Origin of the sequence: Microbacterium sp. 1S1 (assembly GCF_008271365.1) — a bacterium.
Taxonomy (GTDB): Bacteria; Actinomycetota; Actinomycetes; order Actinomycetales; family Microbacteriaceae; genus Microbacterium.
In genome coordinates this window covers 1744069-1760843 of record NZ_CP043430.1, presented here as the reverse complement: position 1 = coordinate 1760843, position 16775 = coordinate 1744069, and the positions used below count along the sequence as shown (strand labels likewise).

Sequence of the window (16775 nt, the reverse complement as noted above, 5' to 3'; positions counted from 1 at the left end):
GTGCAACTGTCCCGCGCGATTCCGCGGGCAGGGTTACCGAAACGTGACATCAGACGGCCGGCGGCCGACCCTCATCCTCCGCCCGCTGCCGCAGGCGCTGGACCAATCCGGCGACGATCCCTTCCCTCGTCTCCACGGTCATCGGCTTGCCGGGCACGCCCGGTCGCCGTTGCCCCGGCGTCGGACCGTCCAGCGGACGATACCGCACGCCCGCCGCTGCCAGTCGCCGGAGGTGCGTGGGCAGACGCCGGGCGAACTCGGCGAACGGCGCCGGCTCTCCCCCGAGCCACAGGCGTTCCGCGATCGCGGCGAGGCGGGGGAACATCGCGAAGTCGACCCGATCCCTGCTCGGCAGGTGCTCCGTCCAGACGTTCGCCTGACCGCCGACCGCGCCCTCGACCACCCGGAACGAGTACGCACGCTCGATCGTGAGCGGTGGGCCCACCCGAATGGGCTCCTCCGCGGACTCGGACTGCGGGTAATCGAGGTAGACCTCGAGGTCCGGACAGCCCACGACCGGGATCCCCCGCCGCAGCGCCTCCCGCATGGCGACAGGTCCCCGCCAGGCGAGGATGCGCACCCCGTCGGGGACCTCGCCCTCCAGCACCTCGTCCCAGGCCAGCGCCGTCCGCCCTCTGCTGCGGACGTGCTCGACGAAGTGCGCCGTGAACCACGGTTGCACGTCGTGCGGGGTGGTCAGCCCGAGCTCCTCCATCCGCGTCGCTGCTGCCGGGCTCTCCGCCCATTCCGTCACCGGCACCTCGTCCCCGCCGATTCCGATCCACTCGGAGCCGAAGACGTCGCACAGCGCGTCGATGGCGGCACGCCCGAACGCCAGTGCCTCCTCGGTCGGCGCGAGGGTGCGGGCATTCACGCCGAAGCGTTCCCAAGGACCGGTCGCGGGCTCCGCGACGTCGAGGTTACCGAGCTCCGGATACGCGGCGAGCGCGGCTTGGATGTGCCCCGGGAGCTCGACCTCCGGCACGAGCGTCACGAAACGTTCCGCCGCGTAGCGCACGAGCTCGCGCAGTTCGGTCGTGGTGTAGAAACCCTCGTGCCGCCCGGGCTCCACCGTCGCCTCGGGGCCGTGTCCGCGCTGGGTGGCCTCGCGCCGTGCGCTCACTTCGGTCAGCCGCGGGTAGCCGGGCACCTCGAAGCGCCAGCCCTGATCGTCGGTCAGGTGGAGATGCAGGATGGTGAGGTGGTGGTCGGCGAGGAGGTCGATGAGGCGACGCACGTCCTCCGGCGGCCGGAAGTGCCGGGCCACGTCGAGCATCGCTCCCCGCCAGGCGTACGCGGGTGAGCCCTCCCAGCGGCCGGCGGGGATCATCGCCGGGAGCGTGGGATCGAGATCGGGATCGCGGAGCTGCCGGAGCGTCGTCGCCCCACGGAAGACCCCCTCGGGGCTCGCACCGGCGATCTCGATCCCGGAGGCGGACACCGTCACTCGGAAGGCCTCGTCGCCGTGGCGCCCGGCCGCGTCCGCCGCGCTCCGCAGTTCCGCGTCGATCACGAGGCGGATCGCGGGGGCTCCGGCGTCCACACCGCCCCCGCCGAGCCGCGCGACCGCGGCGGCCAGCTCGGGAGCGGCCTCGATCGGCGTCGCCGGTGTCCACCGGAAACCGGGCGCGAGCGCGTCGATCCGTGCCGGGATCTGTGGCACCGTCGCGCGCGGCGCCGCAGGCGGCATCCGCAGCGCACGACCGGCGACGGCCCCCGTCGGCTCACCGCCGAGGAGGACGGGGACCCCGCCCACGAGGACCTCGTGGACGCCGTGCGGCGTACCGTGCGGGTCGTCGAACGTCGCCCCGGCCGCGATGGTCTCCGGGTCGAACAGCACCAGATCCGCGGTGGACCCCACGCGGACCACGCCGCGCGGGGCGTCTCCACGGTCGAGGCCCAGGCGCGCAGCCGGGTTGCCGGACAGGTGACGCACCGCCTGCTCGAGACTCAGAACCCCCAGCTCCCGGACGTAGTGGCCGAGGTAGCGCGGGAAGGTGCCGCGGCCGCGGGGGTGCGGCCTGGCTCCGATGAGGATGCCGTCGCTCCCGCCGGAGTGGCGGGGATGGCGCATGATGGCGCGGACGTTGTCCTCGTCGCCGATGTGCATGAGCACGCCGGTGGCCCCCGCGTCGGCGAGGATGGTGTCGATCACCACGTCGACCGGCCGCCGCCCGGAATCCCCCGCGATGTCGGCGACGGTACGGCCCACGAGTCCGGCCAGCGCGGGGTTCGCGGTCCCGGAGATCTGGATCACCGACCAGTCGGCGACCTCCCCGTGGAACCCGTCGCAGCCGATCTCCTCGAGCTCCACGCGGACGGCCTCGCGACCCTCGGCATCCAGTCCCGCCAGCGCCGCCAGCAGGTCGCCGGTCGCGGCCAGCCGACTCGGCAGCAGCGCGGCGAGGGTGGTCGCCCCCGGCAGGTAGGGATAGGTGTCCAGCGTGACGTCGACCCCGTCGGCCACGGCCTCGTCCACGAGGGCCAGGAGTTCGGCGGCACGTCCCCGGTTCGGCTCGAAGTTCATGGTCGCGTGCGTGAGGTGCACCGGGCACCCGGTGCGACGGCCGATGTCGATCGCCTCGCGATACGCGTCCAGCGCCGCGCGCCCGTAGCTGCGGGTGTGCGGAGCCCAGTAGCCGCCGCGATCGGCGACCACGCGGCAGAGAGCCTCCAGCTCCGCGACGTCGGCGTACATGCCAGGGGTGTAGGTGAGACCGCTCGACATCCCGAAGGCCCCGGCGTCCAGCGCCTGGCCGAGGAGGTCGGCCATGGCCGTGATCTCGGCGGGCGTCGCGGGGCGGTTGTCGTGACCGACGACCATCATCCGGAGGTTGCCCTGCGGGACGAGAACGGCCGCATTGGCTACGGACGCGCCGTCGATCGCCCCCAGCAGGTCGTCCATCGACCGCCACGGGACGGTGGCCGGCATCCCGTTCCACCCCGCGATCTGGGCGGGGATGACCGACGCCGTGGCATCGTCCAACGGCGCATAGCCCAGGCCATCCTGGCCGAGCACCTCGGTCGTGACGCCCTGCCGGATCTTGGCGTCGTGGGAGACTCCGCGCAGCACGGCGAGATCGCTGTGCGCGTGCATGTCGATGAAGCCGGGCGCCAGCACGAGACCGGACGCGTCGACGTCGACGGCTCCTTCCGGCAGTTCGAGGGTCTCCGTCTCGTCGCGCACGATCGCGACGACCCGGGCCCCCTCGATCGCGACGTCCGCGACGTATCGGGCGGAACCGGTGCCATCGACGACCGTGGCACGCCGGTAGACGCGCACGCCGCCCGCCGCCGCCTTCTCGGCGCTCAGAAGCATGTCGCCACTGCTCCGATCACCCGCGGGTCCGCCGCGTCGGGGTCGTCGATCACGGCGACGACACGCCACTTGTCGAAGGCGGTGCACGGGTGCGAGAGTCCCAGCCGGACGACCTCGCCGACGTCGACCGTCGATCCGTCGGCCGGCCGCAGGAAGGCGTGCTGGTCGTTGAGGGCCGTCACCGTCCCCGAGACGGACTGCGGCACCGGGAGGTCGATGTCGAAGGGCACGTCGCGCCGCCCGGCGTCGAGTAGGGCGAGCCCGGGCTCCGGCTGCGAGACCACGCGCGACCACGCGTGCATCGCGGAGCGGAGCGGCGCCGTGTCCGTCAGCGGCCCGAAGGGCGACATGCGGGAGTAGAAGCCGTCGTCGTGGATCTGGAACGCCCCGGACCGCAGCACGACCTCGGCCTCTCCGGCGGCGGTGCCGAGCACGGCCGCGGCGCGGTCGGGGAACGAGCTCCCCCCTGCGCTGAGCACGGGGCGGAGTCCCTCGGGGTACCGCAGTCGGCGGTGCAGCTCGACCAGGGTGGCGAGGAAGCCGTCGACCGCCTCGACCGAGGCCGCAGACCGGTCGGGTCCGAAAGGCCCCTCGTAGCCTGTCACCCCGGCGAGGCGGAGACCGGGAGCCGCCGCGATGGCCTCGGCGATGCGCTCGCCCTCCCCGACCGTCCTGGCGCCGGTGCGTCCCTGCGCGCCACCGAGCTCCACGAGCACGTCGAGGGGGCGCTGGGCCTCGGCGAGCGCCTCGGCGAGGATGGCGACGCCGGCCAGCGAATCGGCTCCGCACAGGATCCGCAGGTTCTCGTCCGCGGCCAGCAGCGCGCCCAGCTCCCGGGCCGCCGCGCCGTCCGTGACCCCGTTGGCGATGAGGACCGTGGGGACCCCCGCCTCCACCGCGACGCGAGCCTGCCACGGGGTCGCGACGGAGATGCCCCAGGCTCCGGCATCCAGCAGGCGCTGCCACAGGGCGGGCGCCATCGTGGTCTTGCCGTGCGGGGCGAGGCGGACGCCCTCCCGCGCCGCCCAGCCGAACACCGTCTCTTCGTTGTGCGCGATCGCCTCGGCGTGCACCGTGAGCACCGGGGTGACGAGGTCGGAGAGGTGCAGACCAGCCCCGGCGACCTCGGAGAGTCGCAGCCCCGCGGTACGCACCGGGAAGCCCTTCGCCCACGCGCCGAGAACGGGATCCGGAATTTGTAGAGGCATCTAACAAGGCTACTAGGCTGGCGGCATGACCGCGAAGACACGAGTTTCCACCGACGCCGCCCCCGCTCCCGCCCACACCTTCTCGCAGGGCGTCCGCAAGGGCCCCATCGTCCAGGTCTCCGGCCAGGGCCCGGTCGATCCGCAGACCAACGAGTACCTGTACCCCGGCGACGTCGCGGCACAGACCACGCGCACCCTGGAGAACGTCAAGGCCATCGTCGAGGCCTCCGGCGCCACGTTCGACGACGTCGTGATGCTGCGCGTGTACCTCACCAAGCGCGAGGACTTCCCGATCATGAACGAGGCGTACGGAGCGTTCGTGGAGGCGCACACGACGAGCGGCGTCCTGCCGTCGCGCACGACGGTCTTCACCGGTCTCCCGCGCGAGGAGATGCTCGTGGAGATCGACGGCCTCGCCGTGATCGACTGACCGTCCCGCCGCGGAACCTGCGGGGAGGAACCCTATCAGGACCGTTTCCTCCTCGTTACCAGCCATCCCGTACCATGGACGTCAGGACACGTCGAGACTGCGGGGGGTGTGGTTCGTGACCGATCTGATCTCAGCGCCGGGCGCTGCAACGGGGGCACAGCCCGACGATGCGACGCCGACGAGCGTCCTGACGCCGTCCGACGCTCCGACCGACACGGTTCCGCCGCAGACCGGCGAGCAGCCCCTCGCCTGGGCCCCCACGGACCCGGCTCCGAAGAAGCGCCGCCTGGGCCTGTGGATCGGCCTCGGCGTGGGCGCCCTCGTGCTCGGCGCCGGCGCCGCCTCGATGATCCTGATCGCTCCCGGCACCACCGTCGCGGGAATCCCCGTGGGCTGGATGACCCCCGGTGCGGCCGCCGAGGCGATCGACTCGCACCTCGCCCAGACGGAAGTCACCCTCACCGGGGAGGGCGACGACGCCGTGCTCACCGGAGCCGACCTGGGCGCGACCGCCGATGCCACGGCCCTTGCCGACGCCGCCTTCTCCGCACACCCGATGTGGAACCTCGGCGCGTGGATGGGCGACCCGGTGCCGGCCGACATCGTCCTCGACCAGGAGACCGCTTCCGCCGCGCTCCGCGACGCCGTACCGGCGAGCTTCGTCGATCCTGTCGATGCCTCTGTCGTTTTCGATGCGGCCAAGGGGACGTACTCGGTCACACCGTCCGTCCCGGGCACCGGCATCGACGTGGCCGACCTGAACGCCGCCTTCACCGAGGCCGTGTCCGACGGACGCACGGCGTTCGAGTATCCGGGCGGCCCGGCCGAGGCTCTGCCCGCGGTGTCCGACGACGACGCCGCGGCGACCGCGACCACGCTCAACACCATGCTCTCGACGGTCGGCTTCTACGTCGGCGAAGAGCGGACCGTCCCGGTCTCCCCCGCGGTCGCGGCCTCCTGGTTGACCGTGGTCGACGACGACGGTCAGCTCCGCATCGAGGCCGACCCGCAGGCGATCCAGGCCACCGTGGACACGCTGCCCGCTGCGGTGAATCGCGAGCCCGTCAACGCGACGAACATCGTCGACTCCGCGGGCACCGTGCTTCGCGCGGAGCAGGAGGGCACCACCGGACGCGCCCTCGGCGACACCTCACAGATCGCCGAACAGTTCGCCACGCAGCTCGCCGCCGGTGACGGCGCCTTCGCGCTCTCCGTCACCGAGACGCCCTTCGAGACGACGAACCTGTTCCGTCGCGCAGAGATCAACCTCAGCACGCAGCGGGCCTACCTGTTCGAGAACGACAAGGTCGTGCAGTCCTGGGCGGTGTCGACCGGCCTTCCCGGTACACCCACCCCGACCGGCAATTTCAAGGTGTTCGCACACACCGCCATGCAGGACATGGGCTGCTTCGAAGGGGCGCCGTACTGCACGGAGGACGTGCCCTGGATCACCTGGTTCGCCCCGAACATCGGCTTCCACGGCACCTACTGGCACAACAACTTCGGCAACCGGATGAGCCACGGCTGCGTCAACCTGCCGATCGACCTCGCCAAGTACGTCTACGACTGGTCCCCCGAGGGCCTCGAGGTCGCCGTCTACAACTGACCCGGAGTTCTGCGTCGGGCACAGCTTCGCAGTCGCGGAGCAACACGCCGTTCTGACGACCGCGCCCTCGGAGTGTCGCCCGCCGCCTCCGAAGTCGTGCCCGGTTCAGCGGGGGCAGACGGCAAAGGGGGCGGATGCCGCAGCATCCGCCCCCTTCTGTCGTCTCAGCGCAGTGCGTCGACGATCTCGTTGAGCGTTGCAGACGGACGCATGACCGCCGCCACGAGGTTCTCGTCGGGGCGGTAGTAACCGCCGATCTCGACGGGCTTGCCCTGCACCGCGTTGAGCTCGGACACGATGGTCTCCTCGTTCGCGGCGAGCTTCTCGGCGACCGGGGCGAAGGCCGCGGCGAGCTCCGGGTCCTTCGTCTGCTTCGCCAGCTCCTGCGCCCAGTACAGGCCGAGGTAGAAGTGGCTGCCGCGGTTGTCGATGGTGCCGAGCGCGCGGCCCGGTGAACGGTCCTCCTCGAGGAAGGTACCGGTCGCGGCATCCAGCGTCTCGGCGAGCACCCGCGCCTTCTCGTTGCCGGTGCGGTCGGCGAAGTGCTCGAGCGAGGCCGCCAGCGCGAAGAACTCGCCCAGCGAGTCCCAGCGCAGGTAGTTCTCCTCGACGAGCTGCTGCACGTGCTTCGGCGCGGAACCGCCCGCTCCCGTCTCGAACAGCCCACCACCGGCGAGGAGCGGCACGATCGAGAGCATCTTGGCGCTCGTGCCGACCTCGAGGATCGGGAACAGGTCGGTGAGATAGTCGCGCAGCACGTTGCCGGTCACGGAGATGGTGTCCAGACCGTGACGCATGCGGGCGAGCGTGTACCGCGTCGCCTCCTCCGGCGCGAGGATGGTGATCGTCAGGCCCTTGGTGTCGAGCGTGGCGAGACCCTGGTGCACCTTCGCGATGATCTGGGCGTCGTGCGAGCGGTTCGCGTCGAGCCAGAACACCGCGGGGGCGCCCGTCGCGCGAGCCCGACCGACCGCGAGCTTGACCCAGTCCATGACCGGGATGTGCTTGGTCTGGGTCGCGCGCCAGATGTCGCCCTCGCCGACCTCGTGCTCGATGAGGACCGTGCCCTCGCTGTCGAGCACCTGCACGATGCCGTCTGCGGCGATCTCGAAGGTCTTGTCGTGGCTGCCGTACTCCTCGGCCGCCTGGGCCATGAGGCCCACGTTCGGGACGGTGCCGATCGTGGCAGGGTCGAGCGGCCCGTTGGCGATGACGTCGTCGATCACCGCCTGGTAGACGCTGGCATAGGACGAGTCGGGGATGACCGCGATCGTGTCGGCCTCCTCGCCGTCCTTGCCCCACAGCTTGCCGCCGTTGCGGACGAGCGCGGGCATGGACGCGTCGACGATGACATCGCTCGGGACGTGGAGGTTCGTGATCCCCTTGTCGGAGTTCACGTACGACAGGCGCGGCCCATCGGCGATGGCCTTGTCGAACGCCGCGGCGATCTCGGCACCGCCCGCGAGGTCGGCGAGCCCGGCGAGGATCGAGCCGAGACCGTCGTTCGCGCTGAGACCCGCCTCGGCGAGCTGCGAGCCGTACTGGTCGAAGACGTCCTTGAAGAATGCCTTCACCACGTGGCCGAAGATGATCGGGTCGCTGACCTTCATCATCGTGGCCTTGAGGTGCACCGAGTACAGGACGTCGTCGGTCTTCGCCGCCTCGAGCGTCTCCGCGAGGAAGGCGTCCAACTCCTTCGCGGAGAGGAACGTGGCGTCGATGATCTCGCGCGGAAGGACCTTGAGGCCCTCCTTGAGCACGGTGACGGTGCCGTCCTTCGCCGTGTGGCGGAAGGAGAGCACGTCGTCGTGGGCGGCGACCCACGAGCGCTCGTTGTGCTTGAAGTCATCGTGGCCCAGCGTCGCGACGCGGGTCTTCGACCCCTCGGCAAACGGCTTGTTGCGGTGCGGGTGCTTCTTGGCGTAGTTCTTCACCGCCAGAGGCGCTCGGCGGTCGCTGTTACCCTCCCGCAGCACGGGGTTCACGGCCGAGCCCTTGATGCGGTCGTAACGGGCGCGCACGTCCTTCTCCTCCAGCGACGAGGGCTCGTCCGGGAAGTCGGGGATGTCGTATTCCTGCTGCTGCAGCTCCGCGATGGCCGCCTTGAGCTGCGGGATCGACGCCGAGATGTTCGGCAGCTTGATGATGTTCGCCTCGGGCAGCGTGGCGAGTCCGCCCAGCTCTGCCAGCGCGTCGCCAACCTGCTGCTCGGGGGTGAGCTTCTGCGGGAAGGCGGCGAGGATGCGGCCGGCCAGAGAGATGTCCCGCGTCTCGAACTCGATCCCCGCCTGGCCGGTGTAGGCCTGGATGATCGGCAGGAATGAGGCGGTGGCCAGCGCCGGTGCCTCGTCTGTGTAGGTGTAGATGATGGCGTCGTCGGTCACCGGGAGGTTCTCCGTTCACGAGGTCTATTTGTCTCGATACCAAGATACCTGAGCGGCTCCACCCCGACGGGGCCGTCGCGGTCTCGACCCGGACGAACGGGCGACCTCCGTGAAAAGTCCCCGCGGGTGATGAATGCGCCGACGGGAGGGGCTAGCCTGGGGACATGTCCGAACTGCGCATGGTCGAACTCTCCGCCGCGACGATCGTCGCCGTGAACAACCTGTCGCTCAAGCCCGGACAGGAGCAGTTCCTCGCCCCCGTCTCGTACGGCATCGCGGCCACCGTCATCAACCCGCAGACCTCCTGGCAGCGGGTGATCCTGGACCGCAACGAGGTCGTGGGCTTCGTGAGCGCCAACTTCGACGACGAGGCACCGGAGGAGCATTTCCGCTCCGTTCTGTGGCGCATCAACGTCGACGCGGACGACCAGGGTCGCGGCGTCGGCCGTTTTGCCGTCGAGAGCCTCGTGGAGGAGGCTCGCAATCGCGGTGTCGACCACGTCAACGTCATCTACGAGGCCGGCGAGGACGGTCCGGAGGCGTTCTTCCGCCGAGTCGGCTTCACCCCCGTCGGGGAGACCGCCTACGGCGAGGTGATCGCCGAGATCCGCGTCCCCTCCTGAGACCGGCGGCGGGGTCTCGAATCCCCTCCCCCATCGAGACTCCGTCGCCCTCGGCGCGCGCCGCACGACGCGTCCGAGTCGGTTCAGCGCGGACCGGCGCCGTCCGGGGGTGTGCCCTTGCCGCGGCGGCTGTTCCACGCCGCGAGCGCCGATGCGGCAGCACCCGCCGCTCGATCGATGGCCTCCGCGGAACGATGCAGCATGTCCTGCGCGGCGTCCTGCCAAGCCGGAGTCGGCGGCGCTTCGCCCGTCTGCACCTTCGCCGCGTGCTCGGCCGCCTCGAACGCCCGCTCGACCTCCGCCACGGCATCGCGGTAGGCGGCGTACTCGGCTGCGGTGATCCGGCCGGTCGTCTGCCGTCGCGCCTCGACCGCGGCGCCCGCCGCGCGCAGGTAGGCGGCCGTCTCCGGTCGCTTGACGTCCGTCATCTCCGGATAGGCGATCTGCAGCGCCGGGTCGGTCTCGTACCGCATCCAGCGGGCGGTCACGGCGTCGTGCTCCGCGTACAGGCGCTCGAGCGGCCGCGGGGCGGAACCGGCGGGGATCGAGGCGCGCGCCGCGTTCATCCGGACGCGCCGGGCGCGGACCTCGGCCGCAGCGGCCCTGGCATCGCGCTCCCGCTCCCTCAGCATGCGCCGGGCCCCCGACACCTGCTCAGCGGTCGCCCGCTGTGCAGCTCGTTCCGCGGAGACCCGCGCGAGGTCGGCCCGCGCCACCTTCAGCGCCGTCCGACGCAGGACCGCGCGCTGCTGAGCCTCGCGGAGGTCATGCCGGGCCGCGTCATACTCCAGGCGACGGCCACTGCGCGTGGTGCGACGACGGACTCCGATCGCGCCCGCGGTCACGCCGGCGGCGGCGGTCGGCGCGAGCCACCACCACTCCGCGACGAGCAGCAAGGGGTCCATCCCTCGATGCTACCGACCGCAGCGGACGAGCGCCCGGACACGAGGGGCCCGACATCCTCCCGGCTGCCGGGCCCATCGCGGTCGGACGTCAGACGAGCGTCTCCTGCCAGGCTGCATGCAGCTGGGCGAACTTCCCGGTGCCTCCGATGAGGGCCGCCGGGGCGTCGTCCTCGATGATCCGACCGTGCTCCATCACGAGGACGCGATCCGCGATCGCGACCGTCGACAGGCGGTGCGCGATGATGATCGCCGTCCGGTGCGCGAGCAGCGTCTGCAGGGCATCCTGGATCAGCCGCTCCGACGGGATGTCGAGCGAGGCGGTCGCCTCGTCGAGGATCAGCACCGCCGGGTCGGCGAGGAAGGCGCGCGCGAACGAGATGAGCTGGCGCTGCCCCGCGGAGACCCGTCCGCCCCGCTTGTTCACGTCGGTGTCGTACCCGTCCGGCAACGCCGAGATGAACGCGTCCGCGCCCACCGCCCGCGCCGCTTCGCGGATCTCGTCGAGCGTCGCGTCGGGACGCCCCAGGGCGATGTTGTCGGCGACGGTCCCGCTGAACAGGTACGCCTCCTGGGTGACCATGACGATCGCGCGGCGCAGATCCTTCGGGTGCAGCGAGCGCAGGTCGACGCCGTCGAGCGTCACCGCCCCCTCGGTGGGATCGTAGAACCGGGAGATGAGCTTCGCGAGGGTCGACTTGCCGGCACCGGTCGTCCCGACCAGCGCGATCGTCTGGCCGGCGGGGATGTCGAGCGAGAAGTTCGGCAGGATCGTCTTGTCGTCGTTGTACGCGAACGTGACGCCGTCGAAGCGGATGTGCCCGCGCGACTCCCACAGATCCACCGGCTTCTCGGGGTCGGGCACGGTCGGCACCTCTTCGAGGACGCCCGACACCTTCTCCAGCGCCGCCGTGGCGGACTGGTAGGAGTTGAGGAACATCGCGATCTCCTGCATCGGAGCGAAGAAGTTGCGCACGTAGAGCACGGCGGACAACAGCACGCCGACGGTGAGGGCGCCGTCCGAGACCCGGATCCCACCCCAGAGCACGACGATGCCGAGCACGAGCGCAGCCACGCCCATGAGCCCCGGCTCGAACGTGCCGAACAGCAGCATGGAGCGCCGGTTCACGTCACGGTACTCGCCGGCGACGCCCTGGAACGCCTCGTCGTTGCGCGGTTCCTTGCGGAACGCCTTGACGGCGCGGATGCCGGTCATGGTCTCCACGAACTGCACGATCACCTTGGCGCTGATCACGCGGGACTCGCGGTACACGAGCTGGGAGCGCGAGTAGAACCAGCGCATGAGGAAGAACAGCGGAATGCCGCCGATCGCCAGGATCAGGCCCGACTGCCAATCCCACACGCACAGCGCGATGAACGTGAAGACGCCGAAGAGCACGCCGGAGACGAGCTCGTTCAGGCCGCCGTCGAGGAGCTCCTTGATGGAGTCGAGGTCGCTCGTCTGGCGGGAGATGATCCGGCCGGACGTGTACGACTCGTGGAACTCCAAGCTCAGCCGCTGGGTGTGCAGGAAGATCCGCTTGCGCAGGTCGAGCAGCACGGCCTGGGTGAGCTTGGCCGCGATGATGACGTACCACGCGATCAGCGCGGCCGCGAGGGCACCGGCGAGCAGGTAGATCCCCCCGACGACGAAGGTCGGCATCCAATCCGCGTTCTCCAGCACCGCCGGGAGGGCACGGTCGAGACCGATGCTGATGAGGATCGGTCCGGCCACCTGCAGCGCCGTCGAGAGGACGAGCACCACGGCGGCGAGGACGATCTGCGGCTTGAGGGGGCGGACCAGCGACCCGAGCAACCGCAGCGAACGACGGCGGATCGCCCGGCTCTCCTCCTTGGTGAGACGGGAGCGGTCCTCGTCCTGGGTTCCGGTGAGAGAGCTCATCGCTGCACCTCCTCTCCTGCGAATCGAGGTGCACCCGGCGCCGCGTCGTCGGCTTCCTCGCGGATGCCTTCCTGCACGGTCTCGTGGATCTCCGTCTGCTCGTCCCGGATGATCGGGATCGCCCCCGTGCGCGCGGCCTCCTCCGCCTCCAGGCTCGAGATGACGTGCCGGTAGTGCCGGCTCGTCTTCAGAAGCTCGGAGTGGGTGCCGACAGCGGTGATCCGACCGTCCTCCAACAGCGCCACGCGATCGGCGAGCGCCACGGTCGACGGACGGTGCGCGACGATCAGCGCCGTGGTGTCGGCGAGCACATGACGCAGCGCCTCCTCGACGAGCGCCTCCGTGTCGACGTCGAGCGCCGACAGCGGGTCGTCCAGGACCAGGACCTTCGGTTTCGCGGCGACGGCGCGAGCGAGGGCGAGCCGCTGACGCTGTCCACCGGACAGGCTCAGGCCCTCCTCGCCGATCACCGTCTCGACGCCCTCGGGGAGCGTGTCGACGAACGACGCCTGAGCGACGTCGAGCGCCTCGCGCAGCACGCGCTCGGCCTCCGGGCTGTGCACGTCGAGGTCGGCGCGGCCGAGGAGGACGTTCTCCCTGACCGACGCGGAGAAGAGCGTGGCGTCCTCGAACGCCATCGCGATGTGCTCGCGGAGCTCGGCCAGCGACAGATCGCGCACGTCGACGCCGTCGAGCGTGACCCGCCCGCCCGTCACGTCGTACAGCCGGGTCGGGAGCGTCGTCAGCGTCGTCTTGCCGCTGCCGGTGAGCCCGACGAGCGCCATGGTCTCCCCCGGCCGCAGCACGAGGTCGATACCGTCGAGCAGATCACGCTCGCTGGCGCTCGCGTCCTGATAGCGGAAGTGAGCGTTCTCGAACGCGAGTTCGCCGCGCGGATTCTCGATGTGCGCTGGTCGTTCCGGGTCGGTGATGGTGTTCGTCTCCGAGAAGATGTCGAAGACGCGGTCGGTCGCCGTCCGCGCGTCCAGCATGAACGAGAAGAGGAACCCGATCGACTCGATCGGCCACCGGAGCACGACGGCCATGGCGAAGAACGCGAAGAGCTGAGCCTCATCGATGGCCCCCTGCGAGATCAGCCAGATGCCCGACATGAGGCTGAGGCCGAACGCGATCTGCGGCATGAGGTCGAGCCAGAACCAGATCGAGGCGATCGCTCCTGCCTTGCTCATCTCCGTCTCGCGCAGCGTCTCGGCCTGACGGCTGAAGCGGCGGAGGGCGTGCGCGCCCCGGCCGAACGCCTTCAGCACCCGGATGCCGTGCACGCTCTCCTCGACGCTGGTCGCCAGATCGCCCGCCTGATCCTGGCTGCGGCGCGTGAGGGCACCGTAGCGCTTCTCGAACAGGTAGCCGCGGATCCACAGCGGGACGGCGGTGACCAGGAAGATCGTGCCCAGCAGCCAGTGCCAGCGGAACAGCAGCACCGACCCGATGATGATCGTCAGCACGTTCACGACCAGCAGCACGAGTCCGAAGGCGAGCCAGCGGCGGATGAGGCCGATGTCCTGCATCATGCGGCTCAGCAGCTGTCCGGACTGCCAGCGGTCGTGGAAGGCGACGGGAAGGGTCTGCAGACGCGAGTACAGCTCGGTGCGCATGCGGTACTCGACCTGGGTGGCCGGGAAGAGCACGAACTGTCGACGCAGCCAGACCATCAGGGCTTCGCCGAGACCGAGGGCGAACACGGCGAGCGCGCCCCAGACGATGGCATCGAGCGCCCCGGAGCGCACCGGTCCGCGGATGATCTGCTCGAGCACGATGGGGATCATCAGGGCGATCAGCGCGGCGACGAGTGCGCTGGCGGCGCCACCGGCGAGCCGCCAGACGACCGGCTTCACGAACGGCTTGAGCCGCCACAGCGCGGCGGGAGTGGAGAGAGTGGACGACGGGGACGGATTCTGCGCGGAAGACGAGGAAGACATGTCTCTCAGAGGAGTCGAAGGCGAGAAGAGTGAGGACGGATGCGAGAGCGGGCTCACGGAGCCCGGCATCCGGTGCAGAAGGGAGGCGGAGGCTCTAGGAGAGCAGGCGCGCCGGGGTCGAGCCGAGGGTGTCGATCCGCGCACGGGCGATCGTGGTCATGGTGTCCTCCTCAAGGGCTCGGCGAGGTCGTCCGGGTGGCGCGACAGCCCATCAGCCTATTCCTGTGAACGAGCTGAGCGCAAGAGGAATTCCCACGACGACGAAGAGCCCGCTCTTTGCGGAGCGGGCTCTGGGAACCGGGAGGTCAGCGAGCGGCGCGCTCCCGCGCCAGGAGGCTCTCCTTCACGGGCAGCCCCCAGGCGAATCCACCGAGGGAGCCGTCGGTGCGCAGCACGCGATGGCACGGGACGAACAGCGCCGGAGCGTTGCGGGCGCAGATCGACGCGGCGGCCCGCACCGCCTGCGGATTGCCGAGCCGCGCCGCGAAGCCCGTGTACGTCAGCGGCTCTCCCGGGGCGATCCCGCGGAGCGCGGCCCAACCGGCGAGTTGCAGCGCGGTACCCGTCTGCGCGACGGCGACCGCGTCGATCGCGGTCACATCTCCTGCGTAGTACGCGTGGACGGCCCCCGCCGCCTCCAGCTCGGCCTCGCGCACGGTGTCGGGGCGCGCGCGGGAGGGCAGGCGGCCGAGGATCGCCTCGACGTCGTCGGTCCACCCGGACACGACCACGCGCTCGCGGTCGTCGGCCAGGATCGTGAACGGGCCGTCGGCGGTGTCGACGGTCTGAATGAGGGCGGTCATGAGGTCTCCTCGGTGTCGAGATCAGGATGCGGGGCGGTCAGGGCGGCCGGTCTCCTCCGCGGGCCGGCGGGGCGGACGGGAGCGGCACGCCACAGGTGGGCGCTGAGATAGCTGCGCCACGGGGCGGTGCGCTCCGCCCAGGCGGTGAGGTCCTTCGGACCGGCCGGGAGGCCGGCCGCCGCGGCGCCCGCGCGGAGGGCGACGTCGCCGCGAAGCAGGACGTCCGGGTCGCCGAGCACGCGCATCCGCACGTAGTCGGCCGTCCAGGGCCCGATCCCCGGGAGGGCGAGCAGGGCGGCGCGCTGCGTGGGACCGTCGTCGCCGACCGTCAGAGTCAGGCTTCCGTCCGCGAGCGCGGCGGCGGCCCCCGTCACGGCGCGGACCCGGGCGGCGGGTCCCCGCAGCACCTCGGCGCCGTGGGATGCGATGGCCGACATGGTGGGGAACAGCAGGCCGTCCGCCGTCCGCTCCCCGAGGGCATCGGTGAGGGTGGTGAGGGCGGTGCGCGCGGCGACGACCGTGATCTGCTGTCCGATCATCGCGCGGATGAGCATCTCGTGCGGATCGGCCGCTCCGGGCACGCGGATGCCGGCGGTCCGGGCGACAAGCGGCGCGAGCGGCGGGTGCGCTCGCAGGGCCTCGTCGATCGCGAGGGGATCGGCGTCCAGGTCGAAGATCCGCCGCGCGGTCGCCACGAGCGGTGCGAGATCGCTGAGCTGCGCGACCCTCGCCCGGAGCCGCAGACGGGCGCTCTCGTCCTGACGCACCTCGAACCACGCGGGGCCTCCCGGCATCCGCAGGTGCCGCGAGAACGACGTCGCCGTGGTCTCCTCGACTCCGGTCACGGCCCGCGCCGCCATCCAGGCGAAGACGCCGGCCGCGTCCAAGGGGCCTCGGTACGGCAGTACCAGATCGATCGTCCCCGGCACGGCCGCGGAGGGCGTGCGGCGGCGGGCGCGGACCTCCCCCGGCGTGAGACCGAACACCTCGCGGATCGTGTCGTTGCACTGCCGGATGCTGTGGAAGCCGGCGGCGAAGGCGACATCCGCGATGGGCATATCGGTCCCCACCAGGAGCATGCGGGCGGTGTGCGCCCGGTGCGCCCTGGCGAGCGCGAGTGGTCCAGCCCCGAGCTCGGTCGTGAGGAGCCGCGTGAGGTGCCGACTCGAGTAGCCGAGGCGCGCGGCCAGGCCGGGGACGCCCTCGCGCTCGACGACGCCGGAGGCGATCAGCCGCATGGCCCTGGCGGCGGTGTCTCCGCGGACGTCCCACGCGGGCGACCCGGGGGCTGCTTCCGGCAGGCAGCGCTTGCACGCACGATATCCGGCCTCGTGAGCCGCCGCACTCGTGGGATAGAACGTCACGTTCTGCGGCTTCGGGGTCCGTGCGGGGCAGCTCGGGCGGCAGTAGATCCCGGTCGACCGCACCGCCGTGACGAACTGTCCGTCAAAGCGGGTGTCTCGGGCGCTGATCGCCCGGTAGCGCTCATCGAAGTCGATCACGGGGAGTGTCATGCCCTCCACTCTCTCATCCCCACCACCCGCCGGCTGGCGGAAATCGGACATCGTGGTGACGACCCGCCGAGACCCCGCTCACGCGCCGAGACCCCGGTGCGCGCACGGACGCACACCGGGGCCTCGACAGAAGACCGGGGTCT

11 protein-coding genes are annotated in these 16775 nt (G+C 71.1%); 3 read left to right on the top strand and 8 right to left on the bottom strand.

The genetic code is table 11. The features are described from left to right. Window positions 1–49: 49 nt before the first annotated feature. Both FY549_RS08585 and FY549_RS08580 read right to left on the bottom strand, forming a co-directional pair. Window positions 50–3319 (bottom strand): family 20 glycosylhydrolase, encoded by a 3270-nt coding sequence (locus FY549_RS08585; RefSeq protein ID WP_149084665.1) that lies wholly within the window; start codon window positions 3317–3319, stop codon window positions 50–52. After that, a complete protein-coding gene (locus FY549_RS08580) occupies window positions 3310–4527 on the bottom strand; it encodes an alanine racemase (RefSeq protein ID WP_149084664.1) in 1218 nt (405 codons plus the stop codon). Before FY549_RS08580 ends, FY549_RS08585 begins: the two co-directional genes overlap by 10 nt. A gap of 25 nt (window positions 4528–4552) precedes the next feature. Between FY549_RS08580 and FY549_RS08575 the strand changes: the two genes are divergently transcribed. Both FY549_RS08575 and FY549_RS08570 read left to right on the top strand, forming a co-directional pair. Beyond that, complete coding sequence (locus FY549_RS08575) at window positions 4553–4957, top strand: RidA family protein (RefSeq protein ID WP_149084663.1); 405 nt, start codon at window positions 4553–4555, stop codon at window positions 4955–4957. A gap of 115 nt (window positions 4958–5072) precedes the next feature. Then, window positions 5073–6563 (top strand): L,D-transpeptidase family protein, encoded by a 1491-nt coding sequence (locus tag FY549_RS08570; RefSeq protein WP_200838965.1) that lies wholly within the window; start codon window positions 5073–5075, stop codon window positions 6561–6563. A gap of 164 nt (window positions 6564–6727) precedes the next feature. Here the strand turns inward: FY549_RS08570 and FY549_RS08565 are convergent, their stop codons facing one another. Beyond that, the gene (locus FY549_RS08565; RefSeq protein WP_149084661.1) at window positions 6728–8947 is read right to left on the bottom strand and encodes an NADP-dependent isocitrate dehydrogenase; all 2220 of its coding nucleotides are present in this window, start codon (window positions 8945–8947) and stop codon (window positions 6728–6730) included. A gap of 164 nt (window positions 8948–9111) precedes the next feature. Between FY549_RS08565 and FY549_RS08560 the strand changes: the two genes are divergently transcribed. Further along, complete coding sequence (locus FY549_RS08560) at window positions 9112–9570, top strand: GNAT family N-acetyltransferase (RefSeq protein WP_149084660.1); 459 nt, start codon at window positions 9112–9114, stop codon at window positions 9568–9570. An 83-nt stretch (window positions 9571–9653) separates the two neighbouring features. On the opposite strand, the gene FY549_RS08555 is transcribed toward FY549_RS08560, so the two are convergent. The 5 genes from FY549_RS08555 to FY549_RS08535 form a co-directional block, all read right to left on the bottom strand. Next, window positions 9654–10475 (bottom strand): hypothetical protein, encoded by an 822-nt coding sequence (locus tag FY549_RS08555; protein ID WP_149084659.1) that lies wholly within the window; start codon window positions 10473–10475, stop codon window positions 9654–9656. An 88-nt stretch (window positions 10476–10563) separates the two neighbouring features. Continuing rightward, window positions 10564–12375, bottom strand: coding sequence for an ABC transporter ATP-binding protein (locus tag FY549_RS08550; RefSeq protein WP_149084658.1), 1812 nt, complete (start codon window positions 12373–12375; stop codon window positions 10564–10566). After that, the gene (locus tag FY549_RS08545; RefSeq protein ID WP_200838966.1) at window positions 12372–14315 is read right to left on the bottom strand and encodes an ABC transporter ATP-binding protein; all 1944 of its coding nucleotides are present in this window, start codon (window positions 14313–14315) and stop codon (window positions 12372–12374) included. Before FY549_RS08545 ends, FY549_RS08550 begins: the two co-directional genes overlap by 4 nt. Before the next feature lie 305 nt (window positions 14316–14620). Beyond that, window positions 14621–15118 carry a methylated-DNA--[protein]-cysteine S-methyltransferase gene (locus FY549_RS08540; protein WP_149084657.1) on the bottom strand — a complete coding sequence of 166 codons (498 nt, stop codon included), beginning with the start codon at window positions 15116–15118 and terminating at the stop codon, window positions 14621–14623. Beyond that, window positions 15115–16632, bottom strand: a complete 1518-nt coding sequence (locus FY549_RS08535) for a DNA-3-methyladenine glycosylase 2 family protein (protein ID WP_149084656.1) — start codon at window positions 16630–16632, stop codon at window positions 15115–15117. Before FY549_RS08535 ends, FY549_RS08540 begins: the two co-directional genes overlap by 4 nt. Window positions 16633–16775 lie beyond the last annotated feature (143 nt).